Source organism: Pigmentiphaga sp. H8 (assembly GCF_003854895.1).
In the GTDB taxonomy this organism is placed as follows: domain Bacteria; phylum Pseudomonadota; class Gammaproteobacteria; order Burkholderiales; family Burkholderiaceae_B; genus Pigmentiphaga.
Window position 1 is genome coordinate 2,581,807 of the sequence record NZ_CP033966.1, and the last position, 12,591, is coordinate 2,594,397.

General features: G+C 67.3%; 12 protein-coding genes. 11 read left to right on the plus strand and 1 reads right to left on the minus strand.

Annotated features, from left to right (window positions below; translation table 11 throughout):
* Position 1: 1 nt before the first annotated feature.
* On the minus strand, positions 2–988 hold the full coding sequence (locus tag EGT29_RS12305) for a tripartite tricarboxylate transporter substrate binding protein (protein WP_161567804.1): 987 nt from the start codon (positions 986–988) through the stop codon (positions 2–4).
* A gap of 256 nt (positions 989–1,244) precedes the next feature.
* Between EGT29_RS12305 and EGT29_RS12310 the strand changes: the two genes are divergently transcribed.
* From EGT29_RS12310 to EGT29_RS12360, 11 genes are all read left to right on the plus strand, one after another.
* Positions 1,245–2,087 (plus strand): p-hydroxycinnamoyl CoA hydratase/lyase, encoded by an 843-nt coding sequence (locus tag EGT29_RS12310; protein ID WP_124689272.1) that lies wholly within the window; start codon positions 1,245–1,247, stop codon positions 2,085–2,087.
* Positions 2,088–2,108: 21 nt separating this feature from the next.
* Positions 2,109–4,229, plus strand: coding sequence for an acetate--CoA ligase family protein (locus EGT29_RS12315; RefSeq protein ID WP_124689273.1), 2,121 nt, complete (start codon positions 2,109–2,111; stop codon positions 4,227–4,229).
* 30 nt (positions 4,230–4,259) lie between these two features.
* Entirely contained in the window at positions 4,260–5,423 is a 1,164-nt protein-coding gene (locus EGT29_RS12320; RefSeq protein WP_124689274.1) for an acyl-CoA dehydrogenase family protein, read from the plus strand.
* A 141-nt stretch (positions 5,424–5,564) separates the two neighbouring features.
* Positions 5,565–6,356 (plus strand): xanthine dehydrogenase family protein subunit M, encoded by a 792-nt coding sequence (locus EGT29_RS12325; RefSeq protein WP_124689275.1) that lies wholly within the window; start codon positions 5,565–5,567, stop codon positions 6,354–6,356.
* Positions 6,357–6,399: 43 nt separating this feature from the next.
* Positions 6,400–6,855, plus strand: a complete 456-nt coding sequence (locus EGT29_RS12330; protein WP_124689276.1) for a CoxG family protein — start codon at positions 6,400–6,402, stop codon at positions 6,853–6,855.
* Positions 6,852–7,349 carry a (2Fe-2S)-binding protein gene (locus EGT29_RS12335; RefSeq protein ID WP_124689277.1) on the plus strand — a complete coding sequence of 166 codons (498 nt, stop codon included), beginning with the start codon at positions 6,852–6,854 and terminating at the stop codon, positions 7,347–7,349. Before EGT29_RS12330 ends, EGT29_RS12335 begins: the two co-directional genes overlap by 4 nt.
* A complete protein-coding gene (locus EGT29_RS12340; RefSeq protein WP_238160383.1) occupies positions 7,342–9,702 on the plus strand; it encodes a xanthine dehydrogenase family protein molybdopterin-binding subunit in 2,361 nt (786 codons plus the stop codon). Before EGT29_RS12335 ends, EGT29_RS12340 begins: the two co-directional genes overlap by 8 nt.
* Positions 9,699–10,433 (plus strand): enoyl-CoA hydratase/isomerase family protein, encoded by a 735-nt coding sequence (locus tag EGT29_RS12345; RefSeq protein ID WP_124689278.1) that lies wholly within the window; start codon positions 9,699–9,701, stop codon positions 10,431–10,433. The genes EGT29_RS12340 and EGT29_RS12345 overlap by 4 nt, the downstream gene beginning before the upstream one ends.
* Before the next feature lie 29 nt (positions 10,434–10,462).
* The gene (locus EGT29_RS12350) at positions 10,463–11,425 is read left to right on the plus strand and encodes a tripartite tricarboxylate transporter substrate binding protein (protein WP_124689279.1); all 963 of its coding nucleotides are present in this window, start codon (positions 10,463–10,465) and stop codon (positions 11,423–11,425) included.
* Between the two features lie 20 nt (positions 11,426–11,445).
* Positions 11,446–12,177 (plus strand): SDR family oxidoreductase, encoded by a 732-nt coding sequence (locus EGT29_RS12355; RefSeq protein WP_124689280.1) that lies wholly within the window; start codon positions 11,446–11,448, stop codon positions 12,175–12,177.
* 11 nt (positions 12,178–12,188) lie between these two features.
* Positions 12,189–12,590 carry a hypothetical protein gene (locus tag EGT29_RS12360; protein ID WP_124689281.1) on the plus strand — a complete coding sequence of 134 codons (402 nt, stop codon included), beginning with the start codon at positions 12,189–12,191 and terminating at the stop codon, positions 12,588–12,590.
* Position 12,591 lies beyond the last annotated feature (1 nt).

The following is a 12,591-nucleotide window of genomic DNA, read 5'->3' on the forward strand; positions in this document are numbered from 1 at the left end:
GCTATTGTTTTTCGATCTTGGCGGCCTGCATGATGTCGGTGTAGGTCGCGGTTTCCTTGGCGAGGTAGTTCGCCATGTCCTGGGGCGAGCCGCCCGCCAGGTCCAGCCCCATGGAGGCCAGGCGCTCCTTGAGCGCGGGCGAGGCCAGGGCGTCGTTGAAGGCACGGTTCAGCCGGGCCACGATCTCGGGCGGCGTGCCCGCCGGGGCCAGCGCCCCCTGCCAGCCGCCCTGGACTTCGTAGCCGGCGACGCCGGCTTCTTCCACCGTCGGCACGTCGGGCAATTGCGGGAAGCGCGTCGAGCCGGTCACCGCGATTGCGCGCAGCGTTCCGCTCTTGACCTGTTCGATCGCCGAAACCGGGTTGAGGAAGGCCAGCTTCACTTCGCCGGACATGACCGCATTCATGGCGGGGGCGGCGCCCTTGTAGGGAACGTGCACCAGGTGGGTGCCCGCCTTGTAGTTGAAGTACTCGGCCACCAGGTGCATGGTGTTGCCGATGCCGGCCGAGCCATAAGGGATGTTGGAGGTGGCCGGCTTGGCGAGCTTGACCAGGTCCTGCACGTTCTTGACCGGCAGCGAAGGCGTGACCACGAGCACCTGGCCGCGAGTGGAGCCCACCAGCACGACCGGGACGAAGTCCTTGGCGCTGTCGTAGGGCAGGGACTTGTACAGCAGCGGATTGATGACGTGCGAGCCGGTGGTGTAGAGCAGGGTGTAGCCGTCGGCGGGCGCCTTGGCCACCAGGTCCGAGGCAATGATGGAGTTGGCGCCCGCACGGTTCTCCACGATCACGGGCTGCTTGAGCCGCTTGCCCATTTCCTGCGCCAGCATGCGCGACACGGTATCGGGATTGCCGCCAGGCGAAAAGGGCAGAATCAGCTTGATGGGACGGTCGGGAAACGTGTCGCCGTAGGCGGCGGGTGCGGCAAGGGTCAGGGCTGCGAGGCAGGCTGTGGAAAGTCCAACCAGAAAAACCGGGCTCTTCATGATGTGTTCCTCCTCCATGGCGGTGTTCCCGACGAGGTCGGGGCGGGCTTCTTGTCGTGGTTGTGCGAGCTACCTGGAAAAAATCGATAAAAATATCTTTGGAAAATTTTGTCGATAAAATTATATGGATAAAAATAATATCGACGATAAAGGAAAACCCCGAGCCGCCATCGGATAAAAGAACGTTTCCTTATATAAAGCAATCTTATATAATGGTTCGTACGCCATTCATCCGGCATCCATGAGGAGACAAGCCATGAGCGCCAACCAGACAGCCGCCCCGTCCAACGACCAATCGCCCGTACTCGTCGATCTCGAAGACGGCATCGCATGGGTCACCTTGAACCGGCCCACGAAACGCAATGCCATCAACCCGGGCATCGTCTACAACATGGTCCGGGTGCTGGAGGAACTGGAGGCGGACGACCGCTGCAAGGTGCTGGTGCTGACCGGCGCGGGCGACGCGTTTTCTGCCGGCATGGACCTGCGCGAGTACTTCCGCGGCACCGACAACGATCCCAAGGAGCGCATCCGGCTGTATCGCGCCAACGCCCAGTGGCAATGGCGCCAGTTGCGCTTCTACGCCAAGCCCACCATCGCCATGGTCAACGGCTGGTGCTTCGGCGGCGCCTTCACGCCGCTGGTGTCCTGCGACCTGGCGATCGCCGCCGAGGAAGCGCAATTCGGCCTGTCCGAGATCAACTGGGGCATCATCCCCGCGGGCGTCGTCAGCCGCGCGGTGGCCTCGCTGGTACGCGAACGCGAAGCCATGTACTACGTGATGACGGGCGAAACCTTCGACGGCCGCCGCGCCGCGGATATCGGCCTGGTCAACGAGGCCGTGCCGCGCGAGCGCCTGCGCGAACGGACCCGCCAACTGGCCAAGGTCCTGATGGAAAAGAATCCCACCGTGCTGCGCACGGCCAAGATCGCCCATCGCATGGCGGCCGAAATGAGCTGGGAGCAGGCGACCGACTACCTGATGGCCAAGGTCGACCAGTCCACCTTCCACGATCCGGAGCGCGGCCGCGACAACGCCATGAAGCAATTCCTGGACGAAAAGTCGTTCAAGCCCGGCCTGGGCGCGTATCAGCGCTAAGACGGCACGAAGGGGTATCGCATGTCTTCATTCGCTCTGGACCGCCTGCTGCGGCCCAAGTCGATCGCCGTGGTCGGAGCTTCGCCCGAGCCGGGGTCGGTCAGCGGCCTGCTGCTGGCCAACCTGCAGCGCTTCGGCTATGCCGGGCAGCTGCACCTGGTCAGCCGCAGCCGGGACGAGGTCAACGGCATCCGCTGTTTCAAGTCCATCGATGAATTGCCGGAAGGCGTGGACGTGGCCGTGCTGGTGGTGCCGCAGGTGGCGGTGGCCGATTCGGTCGCGGCCTGCGGGCGCCGGGGCGTGGGCGCGGCGGTGGTATTCGCCTCGGGTTTTGCCGAAATGGGCGACGAAGGCCGGGCCGCGCAAGAAGCCATGGCTGCCATCGCGCACCGCCATGGCGTGGCCGTCCTGGGGCCCAACTGCCTGGGGTTCATCAATTTCGCGGACGCCGTTCCGCTGACCTTCGAGCCGGTGCAGCCGGCGCCGGTCCGCACCGGCCCGCGCATCGGTATCGTGGCCCAGAGCGGCGCGATGAACGGCAACCTGCGCCAGGCGTTCCTGGGGCGCGGGCTGGGGGTCTCGTTCTCGATCTCGACCGGCAACGAAGCGGTGCTGGGCGCGGAGGACTTCCTGTCCGCGCTGGTCGACGCGCCCGACGTGGATGCCTTCGCGGTGTTCGTCGAAATGCTGCGCAAGCCGGCCGAATTCCTGCGCGTGGCGCGCCGCGCGCGCGAGCTGGGCAAGCCCGTCGTGCTGATGCACCCGGGCCGCAGCCAGCGCGCTCGCGAGGCGGCCAGGTCGCACACGGGCGCGTTGGCGGGCGATCACCAGGTCATGCGCACGCTGGTCGAGCGCGAAGGCGTGGTGGTGGTCGACAGCATGGACGAAATGTTCGATGTGACGGCCATCCTCGCGCGCTACCCGCGGCCCGTGACCGAGGGCAGGGCGGCCGTGGCCTCGAACTCGGGCGCGCTGCGCGGACTGGCGCTGGATTTCTGCGAAGACATCGGCCTGCAACTGGCCGATTTCCAGCCCGCCACGATGCAGGCCTTGTCGCAGATCCTGCCGGACTTCATGGCGCCCGACAATCCGCTGGACCTGACGGCGATCGGCATGCAGAAGCCGGAGATCTTCGGGCTGTCGGCGCAGGCCATCCTGGACGATCCCGGCGTGGGCAGCCTGATCATGCCGCTGATGGGCGGTTCGCCCGCGCAGCAAATGGCCAAGGCGGAATCGCTGTTGCCGGTGATGCAGGCATCGCGCAAGCCGGTGTGCTTCGTCATCATGGGCGACAGCGGCCCGCTGGGCAACGAATTCCTGGAGCGGGTCCATGCGAGCGGCATGCCGTTCCTGCGGTCGCCCGACCGCGCCATGCGAGCCATGGCGCACGTGCATCGCTACGGACGCCTGCATGCCGAGGCGGCCGAACGCAGCGGGGAAGAATCCGGCCTGCGCCGCGACGATCTTCAGCCGGGGCCGCTGGCCGAATTCAAAGGCAAGCAATGGCTGCGCGAACTGGGCATCGCCACGCCCCGGGGCGGGCTGGCCCGCACGCCGGCCGAGGCCGAGGCGCTGGCGCGCGAGATCGGCTATCCGGTGGTGCTCAAGGCCCAGGCCGACACGCTCATGCACAAGAGCGACGTGGGCGGCGTGGCGGTCAACCTGCGCGATGCCCAGGCGCTGGGCGATGCGTGGCAGCGCATCCAATCCTCGGTGGCCCGGCATTGCCCGGATATCGCGCTGGACGGCATGCTGGTCGAGGCCATGTCCAGCCCCGGCCTGGAACTGGTGGTGGGGGGGCGCCGCGATCCCAATTGGGGCGTGGTGACGCTGGTGGGGCTGGGCGGGATATGGATCGAGGCCTTGCACGACGTACGCCTTTTGCCGCCCGACCTGACCGAGGCGCAGATCATGCGTGAACTGCAGCGCCTGAAGGGCGCCAGGCTGTTGGCCGGCCTGCGCGGCGCGCCGCCGGTGGACGTGGCGGCGGTCGCGGCGGTGGTGCGGCGCCTGTCCGCCCTGATGCTGGCCAATCCCGGGATCGCGGAGATCGACATCAATCCGCTGATCGCCTTGCCCGCGGGCAAGGGCGTCGTGGCCCTGGACGCGCTGTTCGTCATGGATGCGGCGCCAGCGCCCTGAGGGCGCCGTGCCGCCACGGAGAGCAATCTTATGTCGTCATTCGATAGCGAGACCTTTCCTCAGTTGATGGACACGGTCGAGCGCTTCATCCGCCAACGCCTGATGCCGCTGGAGCGGCAGGTGGAGGAAAAGGAGGAGGTGCCGCCCGAGGTCATCGAGGAAATGAAGCAAATGGGCCTGTTCGGCCTGGGGATTCCCGAGGCCTACGGCGGTTGCGAACTGGACCTGATGCAGGAATTGCAGGTGCAGATGGCCTTCAGCTATACCTCGCCGGCCTTCCGGCTGGTGTTCTGGCCCAACGTGGGCATAGGCAGCAAGGGCCTGGTGCTGGCCGGCACCGAGGAGCAGAAGCGGAAGTATCTGCCGGGCCTGGCCAGCGGTGAACTGCGCGCGGCATTCTGCCTGACCGAACCCGACGCCGGTTCGGACGCGGCCAGCCTGAAGACGCGTGCCGAACGGGACGGCGACATGCTGGTCATCAACGGCACCAAGCGTTTCATTACCAACGCCACGCGTGCCCATGTCTTTACCGTCATGGCGCGCACCGACCCGTCCCGTCCGGGCGCGGCCGGCATCAGCGCCATTCTGGTCGATCGCGATACCCCGGGGCTGCACATAGGCAAGTCCGAGAAGAAGCTGGGCCAGCGCGGCTCGCCCATCAGCGACGTGATCTTCGAGAACGTGCGGGTGCCGGTATCCAACGTGATAGGCGGCGAGGCCGCGCTGGGCCAGGGCTTCAGGATCGCCATGCAGGTGTTGGATCATGGCCGCATCAGCGTGGCGGCCTCGGGGCTGGGCATGGCCCGCCGGCTGATCGACGAGGCGGCGCGCTACGCGGTGCAGCGCAAGCAGTTCGGCCAGCCGATCTCCGAATTCCAGCTGATACAGGCCATGCTGGCGGATTCCGAAACCGAATACCTGGCGGGACATGCCCTGGTGATGCAGGCGGGCCAGGCCCTGGCGCGCGGCGAAGACGTGCGCAACCAGGCGGCGGCCGCCAAGTACTTCTGTTCGGAAGCGCTGTCGCGCATCGCCGACCGCGCCCTGCAGATCCACGGCGGTTCGGGCTACGTGGCTGACCACCACGTCGAACGCCTGTACCGCGATGCCCGGGCGCTGCGCATCTACGAGGGCACCAGCCAGGTCCTGCAACTGGTGATCGCCCGCACGATGCTCAAGCGCTACCAGGATTGAGCCCGCTTTTCGAGACTTATCGAAAATGCTTGTGAGACCATCGCAAACCCGTGTTTCAGCCTTTGCGGTGTTTCTTCTACAGTTAGCGGGGATCAGGCGGCGCGGCATGTCGCGGCCGCCCACGATAATGACGGAGACGATGTGTACCCTCTGAGCTATGTGCGTCCGGCCACCTTGCAGGAAGCGCTGGACTGCCTGGCCCGTGAGCCCGAAGCCCGCCCCCTGTCGGGCGGCATGACCCTGGTGCCCACGCTCAAGCAGCGGCTGGCGGCGCCTTCGCACCTGGTGGATCTGACGCGCCTGCCGGAACTGCAAGGCATCTCGCGCGACGGCGACGTGCTGAAAATCGGTGCCGCCACGCGGCACGCGCAGGTGGCCGAGTCGACCGTGGTGGGCGAGGCCATTCCTGGCCTGGCCGCGCTGGCCAGCGTGATCGCCGATCCGCAGGTGCGCAACCGCGGCACCCTGGGCGGTTCCGTGGCCAACAACGATCCCGCCGCCGACTATCCGGCCGCCGTGCTGGGCTTGGGCGGCACCGTGGTAAGCAGCCAGCGGCGCATCGCCGCCGACGATTTCTTTACCGGCATGTTCGAAACCGCGCTTGCCCCGGGCGAGATCATCGTGGGCTTCGAATTTCCCGTTCCCCGCCGCAGCGCTTATGCCAAGTATCGCCACAAGGCCACGGGCTACGCGGTAACGGGCGTGTTCGTCGCCGATACCGCGCAGGGCGTGCGGGTGGCGGTAACCGGGGCCGGGCCCTGTGTATTCCGCTGGCACGAAGCGGAGGCGGCGCTGGCCGGCGGCGACGCCGGGGCGCTGGCTACGGTCCCCCTGGATGCCGATGGACTGAACGACGACCGCGCGGGCAGCGCGGCCTATCGCGCCAACCTGGTACGGGTGATGGCGCGGCGCGCCTGGGCGCAATTATCTTGAATCGCGGACGGCCCGGAACGAGGCCGAGCAAGGTGGAGAAGTCATGGAACTGAAAGGATCGCATACGCTGCGGGCGCCCCGCGAACGGGTGTGGGAATACCTGAATACCCCGGAAATCCTGCAGGCATGCGTGCCCGGCTGCGAATCATTCAATGCCGGACAGGCGCAGGACGAGTACGCCGCCGTGGTGGTGGCCGCCATCGGTCCGGTGAAGGCGCGCTTCAAGGGGACCCTGAGCATCGCCGACAAGCGCGCGCCGCTGGGCTATCGCATCATCGGCCAGGGCGACGGCGGCATCGCCGGCTTCGGCAAGATGGTGGCCGACGTCGAGCTGGCCGAAGACGGGGAGACCACGGTACTGACCTACGTGGCCCAGGCGCAGGTCGGCGGCAAGCTGGCGCAGATAGGCGCGCGGCTGGTGGGCTCGATCGTCAACAAGATGGCGGCCGAATTCTTCGAGCGCTTCAGCGTCAAGGTGGAAGAGAAGGTCGCGCCATGATCCGGGTGGAATTGCGGGTGAACGGCGAGGCGGTCAGCCGCGAGGTCGACGACCGTACCTTGCTGGTGGAGTTGCTGCGGTATGAACTGGGCCTGACCGGCACCCACGTTGGCTGCGACACCAGCCAGTGCGGCGCCTGCACGGTCAAGCTCGACGGCGCCGCGGTCAAGTCGTGCGCGGTGCTGGCCGCGCAGGCCAGCGGCGGCGAGGTACTGACCGTGGAAGGGTTGTCGACGCCGCAGCAACTGGGCGAAGTGCCCGCGGCCTTCGTCGCCTGCCACGGCCTGCAATGCGGCTTCTGTACGCCGGGCATGATGATGGCCATCGATTACTACCTGGACACGGATGGTTCGCTGGACGACGAACGCATCCATCAGGCCCTGGAAGGCAACATCTGCCGCTGTACCGGCTACGTCAACATCATCGAGGCGGTCAAGCACGCGGCCCACGCCCGTATCGAGGCGGGCAAGCCGGTCGGGAGGCAGCATGGATAGCCGACTGGTCGGCCAGCCGCGTCCGCGCGCCGAAGACCAGCGCCTGGTGCGCGGCCAGGGGCGCTATACCGACGACATGAATCTGCCCGGCCAGGCCTATGGCGCGTTCGTGCGGGCCACCCACGCCCATGCGGTCATCCGCGGCATCGACATCGAGGCGGCTTCGCAGGCGCCCGGCGTGATCGCCGTGCTGCGCGGCCAGGATTACCTGGATGACGGCTTGCGCGGCATGGACCACATTCCCAATCCGGCCGACGCCGTCGCCTTCAAGGAACGGGCCTTTCCGGATTCGCTTACCGGCAGCGTTTTCAACCAGCGGCACCTGCCGCTGGTGGTGGATCGCGTGCGCCATGTGGGCGAGCCGATCGTGCTGGTGGTGGCGCGCAGCGCGCGCGAGGCGCGTGACGCCTGCGAAATGGTGCTGATCGACTATGACCCCCTGCCGGCCGTGGTGGACGCGGTGCAGGCGATGGACGAAGGGGCGCCGCAATTGTGGGACGGCGCTGCGCGCAACCTGTGCTTCCAGGCCCGGGTAGGCGATGAGGCGGCGGTGCGCGAGGCCTTCGCCCGCGCCCATCGCGTCGTGCGTCGGGAGTTCCGCAACAGCCGCATCGTCAATTGCCAGATGGAGCCGCGCTCGGCGCTGGGCAGCTTCGACGCAGGTTCCGGCGAATACCTGCTGATCTCGGGCAGCCAGGGCGTGACGCGCCAGCAGATGTGCATCGCCGATGCCTTGGGGATACCCCCGGCGAAATTGCGGGTGGTGTCGCCCGACGTGGGCGGCGGCTTCGGTCCGCGCAGTTGCGTGAATCCCGATCAGCTCGCGGTGCTGTGGGCCGCGCGCAGGGTAGGGCAGCCGGTGAAATGGACCAGCGACCGCAACGAGGCCTTTCTGTCGGACTACCAGGGGCGCGACCAGGTCATACGGGCGGCCATCGCATTCGACGAGGAAGGGCGCATCCTTGGCATCGACAACGAGATCATCGGCAACGTCGGCGCACATACCGTCTCGTACGTGCCGCTGGCCAATGGCTCGCGCATCATGACCACGGTCTACCACGTGCCCGCGGCCACAGCCTTGCTGTCCGCGGTGCTTACGAACACGCCGCCTACCGGCCCCTACCGGGGCGCGGGCCGTCCCGAGGCCACGCACGTGATGGAGCGCATGCTGGACGTCGCCGCCGACGAGATGGGCATGGACCGCATCGAACTGCGCCGGCGCAATCTGATCCAGCCGTCGCAGATGCCTTATCGCAGTCCCATGGGGCTGACCTACGACAGCGGCGGTTTTGCCGCCAACATGGAGCGCGCCCTGCTCGTGTCGCAATGGAGCGAGGCGCCGGCGCGCAAGCGCGAGGCGCAGTCGCGCGGCAAGCTGCTGGGCACGGGCCTGGCCAACTACGTGGAATCGCCGGTCGGCGCGCCGCGCGAGCGCATCGAAATCACCATAGGCGCCGATGGCCGCGTCGACTTCGTGGTCGGCACGCAAAGCACGGGGCAGGGCCACGAGACCAGCTTCGTGCAGGTGCTGGCCGACGAACTGGGCGTGCCGTTCGAAGCCGTCACCATGCGCACCGGCGATTCGCTCTTCGTCAAGGTGGGGGGCGGTTCGCATTCGGATCGTTCCATGCGGCTGGTGGGGCATCTGCTGTTGCAGGCCGGCGAACAATTGCGGGCGGCGGCGCTGACGGCCGCGGCATCGATGTGGGGCATCGACGCGCAGGGGCTGCGCTATGCGGGTGGCCGGGTGCGCGACGAAGCCGGGCAACGCGAGGCCGGCCTGGGCGAGATCGCGGCCCATATCGAGCGCGCCGGCATGCCCGGTCATCCGGAGGAACACCGCTTCTTCGCCGCCGCCGAGTTCAATGGCCGCATCGCCGCCCATCCCACGGGCACGGCCGTCTGCGAGCTGGAGATCGATCCGGAAACCGGCGACGTGGAGATCGTGCGCTACACCTCCATCGACGACGTGGGACGCCCGATCAATCCGCTCATCGTCGAAGGCCAGGTGCATGGCGGCCTGGCGCAGGGCATAGGACAGGCCTTTCTCGAGGACTACCACGTCGATCCGGAAAGCGGACAGATCTTCAGCGGTTCGTACATGGACTACGGCGTGGCGCGGGCGGGGGCGATCCCGCGGCGCTTCGACGTGGAACTGACCGAAGACCGCACCCACGGCAACGCGCTGGGGGTGAAAGGCGGCGGCGAGAGCGGCATCACGCCTGCCACGGCCGCCATCTTCAACGCGCTGGCCGATGCGCTGCGCGACATCACGCACGAGGAATTGCCCATGCCGGCCACGCCCGCCGCGATCTGGTCGGCCCTACAACGCGCACAGGAAGCACGGTCATGAGCGAACCGGTACGGATGCACAGCCACGAGGGCTTGCTGGACATCGTGTTGAATACCCCCGCAAACGGCAACCTGATGAGCGCCGAGATGGGGAGCCTGATCATCGATGCCGTCTCCAACCTGGACGAGCAGATCCGCTTGATCCGCCTGTCGGGCGAGGGCGAGGATTTCTGCGCCGGGCGGGTCTCGCCCATGCCCAAGCCGGGCTCGACACCGACCGGCGAGGCCCTGCGGCGCAATGTGGCGATGCCGGCGCTCGCGCTGTACGACGCGCTCAAGACGGCGCCGGTGCCGGTGCTGTCCGTCGTGCATGGCAAGGCCTACGGTGTCGGCTGCGCCCTGGCGGGTGTGTGCGACATCACGCTGGCTGCCGACGACGCAAGCTTCCAGATTCCCGAGATGGAGCGCGACATTCCTCCTGCCCTGGTGATGTCGGCATTGATCGGCCGGGTACCGATGAAAACGATTGCGCGCATGGTGCTGACGCGAGACCTGGTGGGGGCGCGCGAGGCCTGGCAGGCCGGCTTGGCCAGCGAGGTCGTCCCGCGCGCCGAGCTGCGGTCGCGGGCCGACCAGATCGCGGCCACGATCCTGACGTGCAGCCCGGTCACGGTGCGCGCGGTCAAGCAATTCATGGAGCTGGCGCCGGGACTGCCGGTAGGCACCTCCAGCAGCCTCGCCGGGCACCTGTCCGGCACCGCGCTATCGGCCAAGTTCGAACGGCCGGCGTGACGACACGCTTTCGAGAGGAGACGAAATCAATGAAGAAGTGCCTTGCCGCGTTGGCCGCGATCACCCTGATGGCCGGCGCGCCGGCCCTGGCCGCCGACTACCCCGTGCGGCCCGTGCGCATGTTGCTGGGATATCCCGCCGGTAGCGGCATCGACAACGTGGCGCGCCAGGTGGCCGCGGGATTGGAAAAGGAACTCGGCCAGCCGGTGGTGGTGGAAAACAAGGCCGGCGCGCTCGGCAACCTGGCGGCCGACTTCGTGGCCAAGGCGCCCGCCGACGGCTACACCATTCTGTTCACGCCTAACTCCACCCATGCGGCCAACGTCCATTTGTTCAAGAAGCTGCCCTTCGATCCCATCAAGGATTTCGCGCCGGTGGGCACGGTGGCCAGCCTGGGGTTCGTCCTGCTGGTGGCGCCCGAACACACCAAGGTCGACAACGTCGAGCAGTTGACCAGGCTGCTCAAGGATCAGCCCGGCAAGTATTCGTGGGGCAGCGGCAATGCCACGGGACAGGTGGCCGGAGAACTCTACAAGACGCTGGCCGGCGTCGATGCCGTCAACGTGCCCTACAAGGGCGTGCCACCGGCCCTGACCGATCTGATCGGGGGGAGGGTGAGTTTCCTGTTCGCCGACGCGACACTGGCCATTCCCCAGCTCAAGGGGGGCCGCGTGAAGGCGCTGGCGGTTACGGGCAGCAAGCGGCCCACGTCGTTGCCCGATGTGCCCACCATGGCCGAAGCCGGCGTGAAAGGCTACGACCTGGCGGGCTGGTTCGGCATTTTTCTGCCTGCCAATCCGCCCGAGGCCGTGCGCAAGACGCTGAGCGCCGCACTGCTCAAGGTTACCAGCAGCCCCGAGATGGCCCGCTTCCTGCGCGGCATCGGCGCCGAGCCCCTGAGTGGAGGTCCGGACGACCTGGCGCGGGTGGTGGCGGTCGACACCGAGAAGTGGGGGCGCATTATCCGCGCCGCGGGCATGTCCGTCGAATGACGAGCAGCGGACTGGCACGCATGCGGAGTCTTGAGGATCGCGTCGCGATCGTGACCGGCGCCAGTTCCGGCATAGGCCGGGCCGTGGCGGTGGCGTTCGGCCAGGCCGGCGCGCGCGTGGTGCTGGCCGCTCGCGGCCGGGACGCCCTGGACGAGACCGCACGGTTGGTACGCGAGGCGGGCGGCGAAGCGCTTGCCTGCGTCGCCGATGTCGGCCGTGAAGACGATGTGGCGCAATTGTTCGCGGCGGCGCTTGCCGCCCATGGCAGCGTGGACGTGCTGGTCAACAACGCCGGCGTCACCACCAGCCAGCCTGTCGAGGACATGAGCCTGGATACCTGGCGCAGCGTCATCGACGTGAACCTGACCGGTGCTTTCCTTTGCAGCCGCGAGGCGTTTCGGGTCATGAAGCCGCGCCGCCAGGGCCGCATCATCAACATCGGCAGCGTGGCGGCCAAGGTGCCACGGCCGGACTCGGTGCCGTACACGACCACCAAGCACGGCTTGTCCGGCATGACCCATGCGCTGGCGCTGGACGGACGGGCGCACGGCATCGCGGTCAGCGTGCTGCACCCCGGCGTGACCGAGTCGGCGCTGGCCGCCAAGTCCGGCCGCAAGTTCGAACCCGGCGAGTTGATGAAGGCCGAGGACGTGGCCCGCGTCGTGCTGCTGATGGCCAGCCTGCCGCCCGAAGTGAATTTTTATGAAGGCACGATGTTTCCGCTGTCCATGCCTTTGCTGGGTAGAGGCTAAAATCCCGAGGCATGAACGCCTCGTTTCCCATCCGCAAGGAATGCCCGCCCGGCGCCTGTATCTGCGAACGCGACCATTTGCTGGCCGACCCGCAGGGCGATAGGCGCATCCTGCTGTTGACCAAGGAAGAAGAGAAGCGGCTGGTGGCCCGTCTCGAAACCCTGGCCACCCTGGAAGACCTGATGGCGATGCAGGCGCGCATGCACGCGCAACTGGGCATCGTCTTGCATATCGAACCCAGCGCCAACGAAGTCCGCACGGTGCGAGGTATCACCATCGAACTGGCGGAGCAGCGGGGCCTGTGCCGCAAGACGCGCGAAGCCGTTCCTGCCGCGATCCGCCGCTGCTTCGAACGCACGCCCGGGATCGTCTACGCTTTGCTCGACTCGCGCGACCTGTTGGGAGGGGCGTAGC